Origin of the sequence: Roseomonas sp. CAU 1739 (assembly GCF_039839775.1) — a bacterium.
Taxonomy (GTDB): domain Bacteria; phylum Pseudomonadota; class Alphaproteobacteria; order Acetobacterales; family Acetobacteraceae; genus Neoroseomonas.
Genome location: NZ_JBDOQQ010000009.1, coordinates 94476 through 112193 on the forward strand (window position 1 = coordinate 94476; position 17718 = coordinate 112193).

The window sequence follows — 17718 nt, forward strand, 5'->3', positions numbered from 1 at the left end:
GAGCGCATGCGAGCGCCGCATGCTCAAGGGGTCAGCCGTCCGGCTGGGTTGCCACGCAGCCGCCGCCGGCTCGGGTGAAGGACGCGACCCGATCGGCGCGGATCTCGAAGGTCACGCGGCAGGGTGGCGGCGGCGCATAGGCCGGGTAGGCGGAGCCGATGCCCCACCCGCCGCCATAGCCGCCGCGCCAGCCGAAGCCGCCGACCCCAAAGCCCATCACCGGCATGGGTGTCGGCGCCGATGTGCCGAGCCGCTCATATTGCAGGAAGCGCCGGCCCTCCGGCGTGGTGAAGTCGCCGTCCGGCACGCCGACCTGCTGCACGAGGTCGCCCACCGACAGCCCGACCAACCCCTGCATGCGGGTATCGAAGCCGGCCTGGGTGGCGCAGGCGGCGAGCGTCAGTCCGGCGAGCAGAATCAGCTTGCGCATGGATGAAGGATGGGGCGCGAAAGCGGCGGTTTCTAGGCCGCCTCGCCGGCCGCCCAGCCGCTCGACCAGGCCCATTGGAAGTTGTAGCCGCCGAGCCAGCCGGTGACGTCCACTGCCTCCCCGATCACGAACAGGCCAGGGACGTCGTGTGCCGCCATGGTCTTGGACGACAGCGCGGCGGTGTCGATGCCACCCAGGGTGACTTCGGCCTTGGCATGGCCTTCGGTCCCGGAAGGTTCGAGCCGCCATGCCTTCAGCAGCGTGGCCAGCGCCTTGAGCGGCGCATCGCCCAGTTCACCCATGATGCGTGGTGGCAGGTGGGCGGTGGCCATCGCCTGCGCGAGCCGCTGCGGCAGCAGGTCGGCCAGGATGGTGCGTGGCTCGGCCTTGGGGCGGGCGCGCTTGGCGGCAAGCAGCAGCGCGGTGGCGTCCTGGCCAGGCAGCAGGTCGAAGGTCACGGCCCCGCCGGGCTGCCAGTAGGAGGAGATCTGCAGCACCGCCGGGCCGGACAGTCCACGATGGGTGAACAGCATCGCCTCGGGGAAGCTGGCGCGGCCGGCCTGCGCGATGACCGGCAGCGCGACGCCGGCCAAGGGGCGCATCAGGTCCAGCATCGCGCCATCGAAGGTCAGTGGCACCAGGGCTGGGCGTGGGCCGACGATGGGCAGTCCGAAGCGGCGCGCGACATCATGCGCGAAGCCGGTGGCGCCCATTTTCGGAATGGAAAGCCCGCCAGTGGCCAGCACAAGGGATTGCGCAATGAAGGCACCATGATCGGTGGTGATGGTGAAGCGGTCACCGCGCGCGATATCGGTGACGCGGTGGCGCAGGCGCTGATCGACGCCCGCCGCTTCGCATTCCGCCAGCAGCATCTGCACGATCTGCCGCGCCGACCCGTCGCAGAACAGTTGGCCGAGCGTCTTTTCGTGGAAGGCGATGCGGTGCTTGCCCACGAGGCCAATGAAATCGTGCTGCGTGTAGCGTGCGAGTGCGGATCGCGCGAAATGCCGGTTCGCCGAGAGAAACCGATCCGGCACGCAGCCCGTATTGGTGAAGTTGCAGCGTCCGCCGCCGGAGATCAGGATCTTCTTGCCAGGTTCATCGGCGTGGTCGAGCAGCAGCACGCGCCGCCCGCGTTGGCCCGCGCGCATCGCGGCGAACAGCCCGGCCGCCCCGGCGCCGAGGACGACGACATCGAAATCCGTCACGCTGCCGCAGCGCCCGCCATGTCGCGCCCGACCGCTTCCGCCACGCGGATGCCGTCCACGCCCGCCGAGAAGATGCCGCCGGCATAGCCTGCGCCTTCGCCGGCCGGATACAGCCCGACGGTGTTCACGCTGCGGAAGGACGCATCGCGGCGGATGCTGATGGGGGAGGAGGTGCGCGTCTCCACCCCTGTCATCACCGCGTCGTCCATGTCGAAGCCGCGGATCTGGCGGCCGAAGGCGGGCAGCGCCTCGCGCATCGCGGCGACGGCGAAATCGGGCAGGCAGCGCGCGAGATCGGTCGGCGTCACGCCCGGCTTGTAGGACGGCACCACCCTGCCCAGCGCCGTCGAGGCCCGCCCCGCCAGGAAATCCCCCACAAGCTGGGCCGGCGCGCTGTAGTCGCCACCGCCGGCGATGAAGGCCTGTTCCTCCCAATGCCGCTGCAGGTCGACGCCGGCCAGCGGATGGCCGGGATAGTCCTGGTCCGGCGTGATGCCGACGACGATGCCGGCATTGGCGTTCCGCTCGGCGCGCGAATACTGGCTCATGCCGTTGGTCACGACGCGGCCGGGTTCGGAGGTGGCGGCGACCACCGTGCCGCCGGGGCACATGCAGAAGGAATAGACGCCGCGCCCGTTTGTCGCGTGATGCACCAGCTTGTAGTCCGCCGCGCCGAGGATCCTGTTTCCCGCGAAATCCCCGAAGCGCGCGCGGTCGATGATGGATTGCGGATGTTCGATGCGCACGCCGATGGAAAACGGCTTGGGCTCGATATGCACGCCGCGGTCGAACAGCATCTGGAAGGTGTCGCGTGCCGAATGGCCGATGGCGAGCACGACGTGGTCGGTCTCGATCGTCTCGCCGGCTTCGGTGACCACGCCGCGCATACGGCGGGTGCCGTCGCGCCCGGTCTCGACGACGATGTCGGTGACCTTGGTGCCAAAGCGGTATTCGCCGCCCAGGGCGGTGATCTTCTCGCGCAGGGATTCGACCATCGTCACCAGGCGGAAGGTGCCGATATGCGGCTTCGCGACGAACAGGATCTCCTCCGGCGCGCCGGCCTCCACGAATTCCGTCAGCACCTTGCGCGACAGCGCCTCGGGCGCCTTGATGCCGGAATAGAGCTTGCCGTCGGAGAAAGTGCCGGCGCCGCCCTCGCCGAATTGCACGTTGCTTTCGGGCGTCAGGACGCGACGGCGCCACAGGCCCCAGGTGTCCTTGGTGCGTTCCCGCACCACCTTGCCGCGGTCGAGGATGATCGGGCGAAAGCCCATCTCGGCGAGGATCAGCGCGGCAAAGATGCCGCAGGGGCCGGTACCAATGACGACCGGGCGCTTCCATGCGGCTGATGGAGCATGGACGACATGGCGATACCGCGTGTCGGGCGTGGGTCCCAGCGTGCGCGCCAGCACGCGGTCGGTCGCGGCATGGCGTAGCAGAGCGGCTTCATCGGCGACCTCGATGTCCACGGAATAGACCAGGACAATGTCCGACCGCTTGCGCGCATCCCACGCACGGCGGGCGACGTGGATTGCGCGTAGTTCACTGCCGCGCAGGTCCAGGCGCGCGCGGACCGTCGCCTCAAGGGCCTCGGGCGGGTGGTCCAGCGGTAGTTTCAGTTCGGTCAGGCGCAACATCGGGGGGCGTATAGCATGGGATTGGTGGGGCTCTGCCCCTCTGCGCGGGAGTCATCCGGCAGGGGGTGAGACCGGAATGGGCTTTGCCCCCCTCTTCGTGCCGTCAGTGCCCGCCGCCGAGATACGCGTCGCGCACCTCGGGCATGGCCAGCAATTCCCGGCCCGGCCCGGCCAGGGTGATCCGCCCATTGACCAGCACATAGCCCCGATGCGCGAGGCGCAGCGCCTGGTTGGCGTTCTGTTCCACCAGCAGGACGGTCAGCCCTTCCTTCTCGTTCAGGTCGCGGATGGCGGCGAAGATCTGCCGCACGATCAGCGGTGCCAAGCCAAGCGAGGGCTCGTCCAGCAGCAGCAGGCGGGGCTTGGACATCAGCGCGCGCCCGATGGCGAGCATCTGCTGTTCCCCGCCCGACAGCGTGCCGCCGCGCTGAGCCTGGCGTTCGTCCAGCCGCGGGAACAGGGCGAAGACCTGGCGCAGCAGCGGCGCGGGGTCGTGGCCGGCGACCTGCGCGCCCATCAGCAGGTTCTCCATCACCGACATGCGAGGAAAGACGCGGCGGCCTTCCGGCACCTGGGCGAGGCCCAGGCGCATGATCCGGTGCGTCGGCATCTGGGTGATGTCCTGGCCTTCGAACACCACGCGGCCGGACCGCGCGCGCGGGTCGCCGCAGATTGTCATCAGCAGCGTGGATTTGCCCGCGCCATTGGCGCCCACCAGGGTGACGATCTCGCCCCGGGCGACCTCGATGGACACGTCGCGCAGCGCCTGCACGGCGCCATAGGCGGTGGAGACGGCTTCGACGCTCAGCATTCGTCGTCGCCCTCCCCGAGATAGGCGGCGATGACGCGGGGATCGGCGCGTATCTCGGCCGGCGTGCCGTCGGCGATCTTGCGCCCGTGGTCGAGCACCACGACGCGGTCGGAGATGCCCATCACCACGCCCATGTCGTGTTCGATCAGCAGGATGGAGCAGCCGCCGTCGCGGATGCCGCGCAGCAGTGTGGAGAGTTCCTCCGATTCCCGCGGGTTCAGCCCGGCCGCGGGTTCGTCGAGGCACAGCAGCACCGGGTCGGTGCACATGGCCCGCGCAATCTCCAGCCGTCGCTGCTGGCCATAGGGCAGGGCGCCGGCCGGGTCGTCGGCGCGCTCGAGCAGCGCGGTGCGTTCCAGCCAATGCACCGCCTTGGCGATCGCGGCCTTCTGCGCGCGGCGGTATCGCGGCATGCCGAACAGCGCGCCGATGCCGAAGCCGGTCGAGGCCATCAGCGTGTTGTGCTGCGCGACCAGCAGGTTCTCGAGCGCGGTCATGCCGGGGAACAGGCGGATATTCTGGAAGGTGCGCGCGACGCCGGTGCGGGCGATGCGATGACCGGCGAGGTGATGCAGTTCGACGGGGGCATTGTCGCGGAACAGGCGCAACGCGCCGGCGGATGGGCGATAGAATCCGGTGATGCAGTTGAACAGCGTGGTCTTGCCCGCGCCGTTCGGGCCGATGATGGCGGTGATGTCGCCGTGCCGTGCGGTGAAGGTCACGGTATCGACGGCGACGAGGCCGCCGAAGCGCATGGTGAGGTTCTCGGCTTCGAGGATCGGTGCCGGCATGCGTCAGCCATGCCCCTCGGCGACGTGTTCCGCACCGATGATGCGTCGTTCGCGCAGCGCGACCGATGGCGTGCGGTGACCCACCAGTCCGCGCGGCCGCACCACCATGATCAGCACCATCGCGCTGCCAAAGACGAGCATTCGCCATTCGTCGAGGTCGCGGAACACCTCGAACCCGCCGATCATCACCAGGGCGGCGATGGCGATGCCGATCTGGCTGCCCATGCCGCCGAGCACGACGATGGCGAGGATGATGGCGCTTTCGATGAAGGTGAAGGATTCCGGGCTGATGAAGCCCTGCCGCGTGGCGAAGAAGGACCCGGCGATGCCGGCGAACATGGCGCCCAGCGCGAAGGCGGTCAGCTTGGTGGTGGTGACGTTGATGCCGAGCGCGCGGCAGGCGATCTCATCTTCCCGCAGGGCTTCCCAGGCGCGGCCGAGCGGCTGGCGGCGCAGCCGGATGCTGACCCAGTTGGTCAACAGCGCGAGGCCGAGGATCAGGTAGTACAGGAACAGCACGCGATGGGTCGGCGATGGCTCGATGCCGAAGAAATCGGCAAAGGAGCCGGGGCCGCCGCCGGCGCTGAAGGTGAGGCCGAAGAAGGTCGGGCGAGGGATGCCGGAAATGCCGTTCGGCCCGTTGGTCAGGCTGACCCAGTTGAGCAACACGACGCGGATGATCTCGCCGAAGGCCAGCGTGACGATGGCGAGGTAGTCCCCGCGCAGCCGCAGCACCGGAAAGCCGAGCAGGATGCCCCAGAAGGCCGCGAGGATGCCGGCGAGCGGCAGGCAGACCCAGAAGGACAGGCCGAAGGTGGTCGCCAGCAGCGCATAGGAGTAGGCGCCGACCGCATAGAAGGCGACGTAGCCGAGGTCGAGCAGCCCGGCCAATCCGACCACGATGTTCAGCCCCCAGCCGAGCATGACGTAGGTCAGCACCAGGATGCCTAGGTCGAGCTCATACCGCCCGGTGCCGGGGATGAAGGGCAGCAGAACCGCCAGCGCGAGCATCAGCGGCGCGACCAGCCGCCCGGCCCTGCGCAGCGTTTCGGCACGGGCGGCGGAGGGCGGCTTCGGTTCGCCGCGCACGGCGCGCCATGCCAGCAGCGCCAGCCGCCCCGCGAAGGCAAGGCACACCAGGATCGCCACATCGCCCCAGCGCTGGCGCAGCACCAGGCTGCCGGTCGGCCCGACATCGGTGCGCAGCCCGACCAGCGGCACGAACAGGCCGAGGGCGATCAGCGCGGTGATCGCCGCATCCTTCAGCGCCCGTAGCGTCATACCTTCTCGACCTCCGCCCGGCCGAGCAACCCGGTCGGCATGAAGATCAGCACCAGCACGAGGATGGAGAAGGCGGCGACGTCCTTGTATTCCACGCTGAAATAGGCGGACCAGAAGGTCTCGATCAGCCCGATCAGCAGCCCGCCGAGCACCGCGCCGGGCAAGGACCCGATGCCGCCCAGCACGGCGGCCGTGAAGGCTTTCACGCCGGCGAGGAAGCCGATGTAGAAATCGACCACGCCATAGCGCAGCAGGTACATCGTGCCCGCCACCGCGGCGAGAGACGCGCCGATCACGAAGGTCAGGCTGATGGTGCGGTCGGTGTCGATGCCGAGCAGCGACGCCATCTTCCTGTCCTGCTCGCAGGCGCGCATCGCGCGGCCCAGCGGCGTGCGCGTGACCAGCCAGGTGAAGATCGCCAGCACGCCCAGCGTCAGCGCGATGATCAGCATCTGCATGTAGGAGAATTGCACGACGAAGGATTCCGCCCGCAGCACCGTCACCCCGCCGGGCAGCACCGCGTCGATCGGCTTCACCCGCGCGCCCTGGGCCACCTGCACGTAGTTCTGCAGCACGATGGACATGCCGATCGCCGAGATCAGCGGTGCCAGGCGAAAGGACCCGCGCAGCGGCCGGTAGGCGATGCGTTCCACCGTCCAGCCATACAGCGCGGTGACGCACATCGATACCAGCAGCACGATGAGGATCGCCGCCGGCCCATCCATGATGCCACCGGAAATCAGCATGACCACCGAGATCAGCGCGACGAAGGCGCCGACCATGAAGATGTCGCCATGGGCGAAGTTGATCATGCCGATGATGCCGTAGACCATCGTGTAGCCGACCGCGATCAGCCCATAGATCATCCCGAGGCTGATCCCGTTGATCAGCTGTTGCAGCGCATAGGCCACGAGCCCCCCACAGCAGTCTCCCAGAGGCTGACGCTAGGGCAGGGATGGCGGGGCCGAAAGCGGATTCGGCGGGCGGCCGTGACGGCCCGGGGCAACTTCGTTCCGACGGTGGCGTTGGCTCCGAGCAATGGAATCACGGAGAACGACCATGCGACGCAGTCTTCTGGCCGGCCTGTCCCTGTTCGCGGCCGCCGGTTGCGCCATGACGGCCCCCGGCGTGTCCCGCGTGCCGGACCAGGCGGTGATCGTGCCGGGCGCGATCCCCGGCACCACCCAGCAGGTGGTGCTGTCCGGCGAGATGCAGACCAGCCGCATCCCGGTCGGTGCGAACACCGAACCGCGCCACGACCTGTTCGTTCGTGTGAACGGGCAGCCGGCGGTGCAGGGCACGTTGGTGACCTATGGCGCGACAACCCTGCAGGGTCAGGCGGGCATGATGCCGGTCGTCGCCGCCTGCCAGTCGCGCGAGATCGGTCATGCCGACCGGCAGTTCGACTGTGTCATCACGCTGAACGGTCAGCAGGCGGTGCCGATGTCCTTCCGCGCCAGCCCGTCGGGCCCGCTTCCGCCGGTCTGATACCAACGGCACGAGTCATTGGCTCGTGTCGAGGCCGCGAAGGCGGCCCGCCGGTAGTCCGGCGAAAGCCTAGCAAACCGGAGGTTTGCGCGTCACGCCATGGGCGTGCCCTTCGGCACGACGCGTCTGAGGGCACGCCGAAGCCGATATCAACGGCCAAGGAATTCGGCCGATGGTCTGACGCGCCCGGCGGCATGCCCGACCCTCCCGCACGGCGCGGGAGGGGGCGGTGAAGCGGATCACATCGCGCGCATCGCGCATCTTGCCGCGAGCCGGCCCGGCGGTAGGAGTGAGGCTCCTCGCATTGCCGGAGCCACCATGATCCCCCGCCTGACGGTCGACCTCCCCCGCATCCTGATCGGCCTGCTGTTCCTGGTGAGTGCCGTCGATGGCTTCGCCTGGATGCTCACCGGGCAAAGCCTGGTCCATCCGCCGACCTCCCCTGCCGGGCTGCGCTTCGAGGACGCGCTGAAGGAGAGCGGTTTCATCTGGCCGCTGATGAAGACGATCGACCTGGTCGCGGCGCTGGGCCTGCTGTTCAATCGCGCGCCGGCGGCCGCCCTGCTGCTGCTGTTGCCGATCATCACCGTCATCATCCTGTTCCATCTGGTGCTGAATCCGGGCGGCATTCCAGTGGCTGTGGTGTTGGCGCTGCTGACGGGGATGCTGATCGTCGCCTATCGCGACCGCTACGCGGCGCTGCTGCGGTAGCACGCCGCGGCAGATCCCCTCGCGCGGCCACCCTTCGGGCCAGCCCGCCGATGGCGCCGGTGCCGCACGCAGGCGGTGCCTCCAGCGCCATGATCGGCTATGGCGTGTGGGCATGGCCACCGGGCCGTTCAGCCGGTGCGCCGCAAGACTGGATGGACCCGATGCGATCGCTGCTTCCCGGCCTGGGCGGTTCCCGCCGCCGTTTCGACAGCCTCTCGGCGCAGGAAATCCTGGCGCTGGCCATCTCCTCCGAGGAGGAGGACAGCCGCATCTACGCGCTGTATGCGAGCCGCCTGCGCGAGCAATACCCCGCCTCGGCCGCCGTGTTCGACAGCATGGCCGAGGAGGAGAATGGCCATCGCCGCCGCCTGATCGACCTGTATCGCGCCCGCTACGGCGACCTGATCCTGCCGATCCGGCGCGAGCATGTCGCGGACTTCTACGGCCGCAAGCCGGTCTGGCTAGTGGAGAACCTTGGCCTTGAGCGTATCCGCGAGGAAGCCGCGGCGATGGAGCGCGACGCCCAGGCCTTCTACGCCGCCGCTGCCGCCCGCACCACGGATGCCGAGGTCCGCAAGCTGCTTGGCGACCTTGAGGTGGCGGAGGCGCAGCATGAGGAGAAGGCCGATCTGCTGGTGGCCGATCGCCTGGGCGGGGCCGAAGGCGAGGAGGAGGTCTCGACCGCCCGGCGGCAATTCCTGCTGACCTGGGTGCAGCCGGGCCTGGCCGGGCTGATGGATGGGTCGGTGTCCACCCTCGCGCCGATCTTCGCCACCGCCTTTGCCACGCAGAACCCGGGGACGACATTCCTGGTGGGCCTGTCCGCGTCGCTCGGCGCCGGCATTTCGATGGGCTTCACCGAAGCGGCGCATGACGATGGCAAGCTGTCCGGCCGGGGCTCGCCCTTCAAGCGCGGGCTGGCATCGGGGGTGATGACGGCGCTGGGCGGGCTGGGCCATGCGCTGCCTTACCTGATCCCGCATTTCTGGACCGCGACGGCGATTGCGCTGGTGGTGGTGTTCTTCGAGTTGTGGGCGATCGTGTGGATCCAGCACCGCTACATGGAGACGCCGGTCGGCCGCGCCATGTTCCAGATCCTGCTGGGCGGCGGTCTTGTGCTGGCGACAGGCATCCTGATCGGCGGGTCGTAGGGCCGCGCCCCTGCGCCGCGGCGCGAAGGCTCCGGCGCATCGTTACCCGATCAGGTGATTCCACCGGCCCGGGACCTGCTCTCGGCCCCCGGCGGCTGGCCCGCCCGCGGGCGGTCGGCCAAAGCCGCGCACAGGCGCGCCGTTGCGACCCGCCCCAGCGGCAGGGTGGCGTCGACGCCATCGAGCACGACATGCGTCAGGGTCCGGTCGCGCGCCTGCTGCGGACCGCTTCTTCTCGGTGGTGGGAGAAGCCGGCATTGGGCCCCGCCTTGGCGCGCAGCCACGATGCCAATTCTGCGGGCGATATTGTTCGATCTCCCCCGTAGCTCATCGGAAGGGCGCGGCAGGATCAGGCCAGCATGTCGCGCACGAGGGGCATCACGCGGGTGCCGTACAACTCGATGCTGCGCAGCATGCGCGCATGGCTGAGCGCGCCGGCGCTGTATTTCAGCTGGAAGCGCTGCAGGCCGAGCGTACGCACCGTCGCGGCGATCTTGCGCGCCACCGTCTCGGGCGATCCGACATAGAGCGAGCCGTGATCGGCCTCGCGGTCGAATTCGGTTCGGGTCATCGGTGGCCAGCCACGTTCCGCGCCAATGCGGTCGCGCATGCGGCGGTAATCGGGCCACAATTCCTCGCGCGCCGACGCATCGGTCTCGGCGAGGTAGCCGGGGGAATGCACGCCGATCGGCAGCGCGTTCTGGCCAAGCTTGTCGCAGGCCTGGCGGAACAATTCGGCATAGGGGACGAAACGGCGCGGATCTCCGCCGATGATGGCGAGCATCAGCGGCAGGCCGTGGCGCGCGGCGCGAACCACGGATTCGGGGCTGCCGCCAACGCCGATCCACGCCTTCAATGGAGGATGTTCAACGAGGGGAAAGACGCGCTGGTCGCGCAGCGGTGCGCGAACCGTGCCCGACCAGGTCACCGGCTCCTGCGGCAGCAGCTTCGTGAAAAGGTCGAGCTTTTCCTCGAACAGGACTTCGTACTGGTCGAGCGGGTAGCCGAAGAGCGGGAAGGATTCGGTGAAGGAGCCGCGGCCGAGAATCACCTCTGCGCGCCCGTTCGAGGCGGCGTCCAGTGTCGCGAAGCGCTGGAACACGCGTACCGGATCATCCGAGCTCAGCACCGTGACGGCGGAGCCGAGACGAATGCGCGTCGTCTGCCCGGCGATGGCGGCGAGCACGACCTCCGGCGCGGAGACGGCGAAATCCTCGCGGTGGTGTTCGCCCACGCCGAAGAAGTCGATGCCCAGGCTGTCGGCGAGCACGGCCTCGGCGATCACGTCGCGGATCACCTGGGCCTGTGGCAGTGCCATGCCGTCCGGCGCGGCGGTGACGTCGCCGAAAGTGTCGAGGCCGAATGCGAGGGAAGCGGTCATAGGAGGTTCCAGCGGATCAACGGCCGCAGACCTGGCCGGTTGGATGAGGACGGCAAGCCGACGGTGAAGCGCGCCCCGGTCAACGGAGCCGGCATGACGTCCATCTGGCCGGCACCACCGGTGCGCGGCGCGAAGCCGGGCATGGAGGGAAGCGTGGTGAGGGCGTGGCTGAGCGCGACGAAATCACGCCGGCGTGGCGGGCTGATGGGCGGCATCGCGCGGGAGAAAATGGTGCCCAGGGGCTAGCGGAATAAGGCTCACCGGAGCCAGTCCATAGCGGGCTGCCGCACAATTGGAAAGCCCAGGTAAAGCCCGGGTTTCAGAAGCGCAGTATCCCCCTTTCGGCTCGCGCCGATGCAATCGCCTCCTGATTTGGGCAGCGGCCGACCTCGGCTTTGGTTGCCTGCCTTCCGCCGACCAGCCGGCTTGGTTCACTGACCTGGCGCGTAGGCCGCAGGCATGATCGCCGACGCGTTCCGTCGGGTTCCCTCGGTTCGCGATGACGCCGCGCGCCATCAACCGGATCGACCGCAGCCCATGCCCGCCGAGGCTGGTGCACGAATGCAGCACTCACGTTACTGTGGCGGGATGTCCACTCAAGCCGGGGTGTCAATATTGGACAGATTGGGCGGTTCACGACGCGACATTGAATACATTGGCGAGCCGTCCGCTCCCGAGGAGTCAACCGCGCCATCGACCCTTGTCTTCTCGACACAGACGCTTCCCACGGCGCACCAGGCGGATGCCTGGCGCGCCGGTAATGCACCGTCGCTCGATGTAATCTTCAATGAAGGCACGCTTGGCTTCGCCGCCGAGCGGGAAGTGATCTCCTTCGGTCCTTTCGTCATGACGCGCGTCGTGGCGGACAGCGCGACAGCCATTCGGACACGGAACCATGTCCGGCGCGACGGGCTCGACCACTGGTGTCTCAACCTCACCGTGCGCGGCGATCGGCGCTTCCGATGGGACCGCGGCGACCGCTGCCTGTCGGTGCCCGCAGGTCAGTTGCACGTGCAGGCTCTCGATGAAGCGTACTGGGGCTTTCGCGAGCAAACGGAATGGATCGGCGTTTTCTTTACCCGGGACAGCCTCCCGGGATTGTCCGTGCACCTCGATGCAACGCGCGACCATCCCCGTGCCGATGCACGGTCGCGGATGCTCGCCGAATATCTCGCTGCCCTGTGGCCTGTATTGCCGGCGCTGGCCCTGCAGGAGCGTGCCCGCGTCGCCGAGGCCACCGCGGCAATGATCACCGCCTGCGTCTGCGGGACTTCCGATGCTTTGGGCGGGGCGCAACCATACCTCCAGGCCCATCAGCGCGCCCGTGCCCTGACGGTAATCAGGCGCAATCTCGGATCACCTCGCCTGACCCCGCAATCCGTCGGGCGCGCCCTGGGCGTGTCCCGTAGTCAGTTGTATCGCGCCTTTGAGCCCGTGGGCGGGGTTGCGTCGGCCATACAGGAGGAACGCCTGAAGGCGGTCGGGCGGCTATTGCTCCAGCCGGATGAAGCACGCAGCATCGTCAAGATTGGTGAGGCGGTCGGCTTCTTCGATCCGTCCTCGTTCAGCCGGCAGTTTCGCCGGAGTTTCGGCGTAACGCCCACCGAATGGCGCAGGGCGCCCCGTGGCGGCCGGGGTGTCGATGACCGGAAGAAGGCCGGCGGGTTTGGGCTCGCGGACTTCCTGCGCGGCTGATGGCGCCGTCGGCCGGTGGACCAATCGCTCCCCGGACCCATCCCGTTCCGCGAAGGCCCTTCCCGTTCAGAAGGTGTCTCTTGATGTGGGCAGCGGTTGGCCTGGCGCGATGACGCCGGCGCGGACCATGCATTGCCGGTAGAGCTGCGGCAGGAGCACGAGTAGTTGCTGCCGGACCGTCTCGGTATTGGCTGCGTTGCCGCCAGCCTCGGCGCCAAGGCCGCGCACCCGGGGGTCATTCGCGATTTCCTGGCGGCATGCCGCCGCGACCGGGCCGGGTTCATTGGGCACATTCGCCCAGACGCCACCCTCGGCGCAGCCGGCGACCGCCAGAAGGGCCAGCAACGGCCGGACATTGCGTCGAATCGTCATCAAAATCTCCTGCTGTCGCCGCGACGTCATACCCGCTGTGACAGAGCCGTGTCGCCGTAGCCGTCGAGCAAAGCCAAAAGACCGATACCAACGGCCGCATTCTTCGACCGTTGGTATCGGCTTCGGCGTGCCGTCGGACGCCGGGTGCAGACCTCCGGTTTGCTTGGCTTTCGCCGACAACCTTCGCGGCCTCGGCACGAGTCAATGACTTGTGCCGCTGGTATGGGATCCTTCCAGCGCCAGGCGCCGTCACGGCTTCCGCGCCCGCCGCGGTGCACATCATCGCCGCATGGCCTGCGGAAGGCCGCCGCGGCGCGCCTGGCTGAGTTCGGCGCGAGCGCGCACGAGATCATGGCCGTGACCGTCCATCGGACCTTGCAGGAGGAGGATCGATACGCCCGGGGCGCAGCGAGGCATGGCGCATGAGCGCGATGGCGCGGGTCGCCGCGCACGAAAAATCCCACTCAGGCGCAGCAAAGCCCGAGAGGGACGAAAGCGTCTCTCAAGCGACTGATCGGAAGTAGAAAAAAGAGGAATGGTGCCCAGGGGCGGAATCGAACCACCGACACTGCGATTTTCAGTCACGTACAGCCTAGTGACCTCCATCTCCCGGCGCTTCTCGTGATTTCCTTCAACGGGCTGAAATAAATGGCGAATTCCTCCCGCCATCACTAGATTGCTCCCGTCGTCGCCGCGCAGATTCCTAACCGTGTTGCTCGCTATCTGCTCGCTGGCGCAAGACGAGGAACATCTGTTCTATGAGCGTTCCCTGCAGCCGCTTCGCCTTCACGCCCAGCCGGCTTCGCGACTTCGCGGACGCGGCGACCGACCGCCGCACCGCCTGGGATACGACGACACTAGGCTTGGCCTTTATCGTCCACCCCGGGGGGCTGCGCGTCTTTTCCCTCCGCTACCGTGACCGAGCAGGGCGGCAACGCTGGCTGAAGCTTGGCAACGCCGCAACCCTCACCCTTGCCGAGGCGCGGCGATTGGCGCGCGACCGCATGGCGGCTGTGCATCTTGGGCATGATCCTGCAGCCGAACGAGACACGTTGCGGGCGGAACTCACCGTCGCCGACCTCGCGGAACGTTACCTGAGGGAATACGTTGCCAAGCGGAATGCCGCGTCGGCCAAGCCAGGCATCCGTGGTGTTGTCCGCCGCCACATCGTACCAGGACTGGGCCACCTAAAGCTGTCAGAACTGACGCGGGCGCGGGTTCATGCTTGGCATGCCTCGATGGGATCCGTGCCGATCCAGGCCAATCGGGCCCTGGCCGCGCTGTCCAAGATGTGCAGCCTTGCGACCGTTCAGTGGGAGCTAGCAGGGCTAAGCGAAAACCCATGCAAAGGCATTGAGCGAAATGCCGAGCAGCCGCGAGTTCGGCATTTCGAAGCCGACGAACTCCGGCGCATCGGAAAAGCGATCGACGACTTCGAGCGTTCCGGAGAGATCAGCCCCTGGGCGGCGGCGGCCGTCCGCCTGTATGCCTTGACCGGGTTGCGACGGTCCGAGTTGCTGAAAGCCCGCTGGGACTGGGTCGACGTGGAGCAGTGCTTGCTGCACCTCGCCGCGACGAAAACGGGACCGCGCAGCGTGCCGCTCAGTACGGACGTCTTGGCGATCTTCGCCACTCTGCCGCGGCTCGGACCATTCGTCTTTCCCGGACGCGATCCCGCAAAGCCGGCGAACGCCATCGTCGTCGTCCGGGCTTGGACGAAGATTCGGCGGGCAGCAGAACTCGGCCCTGACGCGACCCTTCATGTGTTCCGTTCGACTGCCGCCACCACGGCAGCGCGCCGGGGGATGAACGCCTTCACCATGCGGGACCTGTTCGGGTGGCGGACCCTCGCCATGCCGAACCGCTACGCCAAGCGGATCCCGCACCACCTGCATCCGCACGCGGAGGAGGTTGCCCGCGTGGTGGGCGAGAGCATGGGGATCTCGCCAATCGCCGCTGTCAGCAAGAAGGGGGCCGCATGATGCCAAGGGACGCAGGCGCGGGACGCATCGCGAAAGTCGACATTGGCCTGCATGCGCCTGCCTCGACGGCCACTCAGAAATCAGAGAAAGGAGCCCCGAAAACGGACCTCGACATGGTGTGGGAGGAGCACCAGCAGCGGAGGAAAGCCGGAATAGCCCATCTCTCGCCAACGCATGAAGCCGCTTTCCTTAAGGATTGGCTTAAGAACTCCCAGAGCGCGACGGCCATTCCCGGTCGTAAGACCATCTACAATCGTCTGCTGTCGCGTTTTGGCGCGCCTTATAAGAAGAAGGGCGCCGGCTACACACGCAACCTGATCGCGTACTACCGCACCCATGGTTTGCAGGACACGGCGCTGGCGACCTACGACGCAACCCTCGACGTCGTTTGAGCGAGGTGGGCAGCGGACTCTTTTCAGTTTCCTGAAGAAAATCAATTGGGGCACGACTGGGGGGCACGAGGAGATTCCCCATGGCCGTGACCATTGTCCACCCTCCCACGAAGGCCGCACCTGCAAGCGGATTTTCGCTGGCTGCACCATCTCTCCCGGCCGACATTAAGCTCGGTCGGCAACAGGTCGCCGACGCCCTGACGGCCGCCGGCTTCCCCATCAGCCGAAAGACGCTTGAGAACATGGCGTGGCGCGGCGAAGGCCCGCCCTACGCCAAGTTCGGCAAGCGCGCCGTCTACGGATGGGCCAGCGCGCTGGAATGGGCGAACGACCGCCTGAAGTGATGGCCACACGCAATTCGGACCGGCGGCGGCAGGCGAACTGCCGACGCTGCCGGCGTGTCTGAATGCAGCTATTCGAGTGATCGAGTTTTCCTTCTATCAGCCCCCCGATGCCACAGCAGAGGTCGTGAATAGGAGGAAGGTGCAGGTGAAGAAGGGAGCCGATGATGCTGATAGTTGAAGGAGCTGGGATGGTCGGCCCCATCATCGATCGGCTGGTGCTGCTGCTGCCGCCGTTGGGCTTCAAGCCAGACGTGTTCTCGGCAGTGGCGATCGATGTCGCTGATCTAGCGAAAGCAAAGAAGGCCGAGGAGTTGGAGTTGGCGAAGGTCCTTGAGGCCGATGCAACGGAGGGTGTGAGCCTGCTGTTCCCGGGTCTTACCGTGACCATGGCCAAGGCGGGCAGCGGCGCACGGAAGGGCTACAAAGCCGCGTTCCACATCCGCGCGGGCGCGGGCGAAAAGGGCGATCCGACGCTGACGTTGCAGGTCGGGCCGACGGGTTCCAAAGCCCTCGGCTACAGTTGCCGTGCCGATTGGAATCCGGCTCGCTTCACCCAGTCGGAGAATGCGCGAATCTTCGAGGGACTCTTCCAGTGCGCGTCGGCTCAGAACGTCGCGGCGCCGATGTTGCTTCCCCAAATCCGCGTAACGCGTGTGGACGCCGCCTTCGATCTGCCGGAGCAGGGGTTCAGCACCTTTGCCTTCGCACATCGGAAAAAGCAGGTGATCCAGGGCGAAGGACGCCGCCTTGCGGGCCTGACGGGCATCCGCTTCGGGGCCGAGGGTGACTCGCACGTCGTGGTCTATGACCGCCTCAAGCTTCCACACAATCCGAGCCCCGCGCTGCGCATTGAGTTCCGAATCATGCCGAAAGGCGGGGACCAGCCACTGCTTGCGCTGCCGCATCTGGTCAGTCCGCTGGACGATCTGTTGGTGATGGACACTGCAGCCCTGCCGCTTACCAAGGCCCATCGGCGCCACCTCGCAACGGCGGTAAACGTCGCGGGCCTGCGGGAGGCACTCGGCGACCTGTCGCTCGACGACTCCCCGATCGCTGCCGATCTGCTGCTTGGAAGCACGCCGCCATGGTGGGCCCCCGGCGATCTTTGGGGTGGCTGGCCCGCCTCCGCGCACGCCCTTCTCGCTGTCGCGGCTTGCGGCCTTCCGCTGCCGCCGGTGCTTGCCGGATCCGTGGTATGAGGAAGGGCCATGCAGATCTCGGGAAATATAAGGTGCAGAAGGGAATTGCACTCGAGTGCAAGGCCGGAGGATTGACGGGTGTGAGCCTCGCAGCGTGACCTCGATCAGCTTCCTTCGAGAAGAATGGCCGAGGGACGAGCGGTGAAAGACTACCGACGCGAGGCGACGCTAGGCTGCTTCGGGCAGCAAGGCCAATCGACGCAGCGCCAAGACCGTTTCAGGCCTCAGCCTCCAGCCATGCGTCTTCGAGCCGTTCGACGCGTTGCGCGGTGTCAGCTCGCAGACCAAGCCGCTCCAGAATTCCTCGTTCGGCGTCCTCGATGGTGGCGGAGCGGGCAGGTAAGCGCGCCGCCGATAGCACAGCATGCCGATGATCAGATTGAACGCGCTCGGACCGCGATCCCCAGCAAGCACCATCAGCTCATATTCGTTCTGGTCGGGATGATCGTGGAGAACCCTAAGGCGGGCGAGCTCGGCATCCGAGAGTGGGATCTCGGTGAAGGCGAGGCCGAGACGCTCGGTGAGGTTAAGATCCGCTACGCGCGAGGCGATCGCGTCGGCTCGCTCTTCTTCCGCCTTCGCGCCGGACTCCACACGTCGCCGGCGCTCCTCACCAATCTCGTGCAGAATCACCTGGGCAGCTGGATCGGTGCTATGGCGCCGCGCGTTATCTTCGAGCTGCGTCAGCTGCGCCCCCGCCATGGTGGGGACTCGCTGCAGCACGCGCATTAACCGGTCATTCATGATGTCTAGCTCCTTCACGTCCCAAGCCGACGTCGAACTCGCATTCGCAAATTAAGGACCAAGCTGGTGAAGGATGGCCTGCATGTGTCTCGATCCTACGT

General features: G+C 67.3%; 19 protein-coding genes. 9 read left to right on the forward strand and 10 right to left on the reverse strand.

Annotated elements, in window-relative coordinates; translation table 11 throughout:
- Positions 1-31: 31 nt before the first annotated feature.
- From AAFN86_RS15885 to AAFN86_RS15915, 7 genes are all read right to left on the reverse strand, one after another.
- The gene (locus tag AAFN86_RS15885; RefSeq protein WP_347544335.1) at positions 32-430 is read right to left on the reverse strand and encodes a hypothetical protein; all 399 of its coding nucleotides are present in this window, start codon (positions 428-430) and stop codon (positions 32-34) included.
- A gap of 32 nt (positions 431-462) precedes the next feature.
- Entirely contained in the window at positions 463-1638 is a 1176-nt protein-coding gene (locus tag AAFN86_RS15890; RefSeq protein WP_347544336.1) for an NAD(P)/FAD-dependent oxidoreductase, read from the reverse strand.
- Positions 1635-3275: an NAD(P)/FAD-dependent oxidoreductase gene (locus AAFN86_RS15895; RefSeq protein WP_347544337.1), complete on the reverse strand. Its 1641-nt coding sequence runs from the start codon at positions 3273-3275 to the stop codon at positions 1635-1637. The genes AAFN86_RS15890 and AAFN86_RS15895 overlap by 4 nt, the downstream gene beginning before the upstream one ends.
- Before the next feature lie 103 nt (positions 3276-3378).
- On the reverse strand, positions 3379-4086 hold the full coding sequence (locus tag AAFN86_RS15900) for an ABC transporter ATP-binding protein (protein WP_347544338.1): 708 nt from the start codon (positions 4084-4086) through the stop codon (positions 3379-3381).
- Positions 4080-4877: an ATP-binding cassette domain-containing protein gene (locus tag AAFN86_RS15905; protein WP_347544339.1), complete on the reverse strand. Its 798-nt coding sequence runs from the start codon at positions 4875-4877 to the stop codon at positions 4080-4082. Before AAFN86_RS15905 ends, AAFN86_RS15900 begins: the two co-directional genes overlap by 7 nt.
- A 3-nt stretch (positions 4878-4880) precedes the next feature.
- On the reverse strand, positions 4881-6158 hold the full coding sequence (gene livM / locus AAFN86_RS15910; RefSeq protein ID WP_347544340.1) for a high-affinity branched-chain amino acid ABC transporter permease LivM: 1278 nt from the start codon (positions 6156-6158) through the stop codon (positions 4881-4883).
- Positions 6155-7069, reverse strand: a complete 915-nt coding sequence (locus tag AAFN86_RS15915) for an ABC transporter permease subunit (RefSeq protein ID WP_347544341.1) — start codon at positions 7067-7069, stop codon at positions 6155-6157. The genes livM and AAFN86_RS15915 overlap by 4 nt, the downstream gene beginning before the upstream one ends.
- 148 nt (positions 7070-7217) lie before the next feature.
- Here AAFN86_RS15915 and AAFN86_RS15920 point away from each other — a divergent pair, with 148 nt between their 5' ends.
- From AAFN86_RS15920 to mbfA, 3 genes are all read left to right on the forward strand, one after another.
- Positions 7218-7646: a hypothetical protein gene (locus AAFN86_RS15920; RefSeq protein WP_347544342.1), complete on the forward strand. Its 429-nt coding sequence runs from the start codon at positions 7218-7220 to the stop codon at positions 7644-7646.
- A 318-nt stretch (positions 7647-7964) separates the two neighbouring features.
- Entirely contained in the window at positions 7965-8357 is a 393-nt protein-coding gene (locus AAFN86_RS15925; RefSeq protein WP_347544343.1) for a hypothetical protein, read from the forward strand.
- 161 nt (positions 8358-8518) lie between these two features.
- Positions 8519-9508 carry an iron exporter MbfA gene (mbfA, locus tag AAFN86_RS15930; RefSeq protein ID WP_347544344.1) on the forward strand — a complete coding sequence of 330 codons (990 nt, stop codon included), beginning with the start codon at positions 8519-8521 and terminating at the stop codon, positions 9506-9508.
- A gap of 349 nt (positions 9509-9857) precedes the next feature.
- Here mbfA and AAFN86_RS15935 read toward each other — a convergent pair whose 3' ends face one another.
- Positions 9858-10889 carry an LLM class flavin-dependent oxidoreductase gene (locus AAFN86_RS15935; protein WP_347544345.1) on the reverse strand — a complete coding sequence of 344 codons (1032 nt, stop codon included), beginning with the start codon at positions 10887-10889 and terminating at the stop codon, positions 9858-9860.
- Between the two features lie 93 nt (positions 10890-10982).
- Here AAFN86_RS15935 and AAFN86_RS15940 point away from each other — a divergent pair, with 93 nt between their 5' ends.
- Entirely contained in the window at positions 10983-11135 is a 153-nt protein-coding gene (locus AAFN86_RS15940) for a hypothetical protein (RefSeq protein ID WP_347544346.1), read from the forward strand.
- Between the two features lie 213 nt (positions 11136-11348).
- Positions 11349-12584, forward strand: coding sequence for an AraC family transcriptional regulator (locus tag AAFN86_RS15945; protein ID WP_347544347.1), 1236 nt, complete (start codon positions 11349-11351; stop codon positions 12582-12584).
- A gap of 66 nt (positions 12585-12650) precedes the next feature.
- On the opposite strand, the gene AAFN86_RS15950 is transcribed toward AAFN86_RS15945, so the two are convergent.
- Positions 12651-12956 (reverse strand): phosphoribosylamine--glycine ligase, encoded by a 306-nt coding sequence (locus AAFN86_RS15950; RefSeq protein WP_347544348.1) that lies wholly within the window; start codon positions 12954-12956, stop codon positions 12651-12653.
- Between the two features lie 758 nt (positions 12957-13714).
- Here AAFN86_RS15950 and AAFN86_RS15955 point away from each other — a divergent pair.
- The 4 genes from AAFN86_RS15955 (at position 13715) to AAFN86_RS15970 (ending at position 16873) form a co-directional block, all read left to right on the forward strand.
- The gene (locus AAFN86_RS15955; RefSeq protein ID WP_347544349.1) at positions 13715-14938 is read left to right on the forward strand and encodes a site-specific integrase; all 1224 of its coding nucleotides are present in this window, start codon (positions 13715-13717) and stop codon (positions 14936-14938) included.
- A complete protein-coding gene (locus AAFN86_RS15960) occupies positions 14935-15330 on the forward strand; it encodes a hypothetical protein (RefSeq protein WP_347544350.1) in 396 nt (131 codons plus the stop codon). The genes AAFN86_RS15955 and AAFN86_RS15960 overlap by 4 nt, the downstream gene beginning before the upstream one ends.
- 80 nt (positions 15331-15410) lie before the next feature.
- Positions 15411-15674, forward strand: a complete 264-nt coding sequence (locus tag AAFN86_RS15965) for a hypothetical protein (protein ID WP_347544351.1) — start codon at positions 15411-15413, stop codon at positions 15672-15674.
- 188 nt (positions 15675-15862) lie between these two features.
- On the forward strand, positions 15863-16873 hold the full coding sequence (locus AAFN86_RS15970; RefSeq protein ID WP_347544352.1) for a hypothetical protein: 1011 nt from the start codon (positions 15863-15865) through the stop codon (positions 16871-16873).
- Positions 16874-17041: 168 nt separating this feature from the next.
- On the opposite strand, the gene AAFN86_RS15975 is transcribed toward AAFN86_RS15970, so the two are convergent.
- Positions 17042-17617, reverse strand: coding sequence for a hypothetical protein (locus AAFN86_RS15975; RefSeq protein WP_347544353.1), 576 nt, complete (start codon positions 17615-17617; stop codon positions 17042-17044).
- Positions 17618-17718 lie beyond the last annotated feature (101 nt).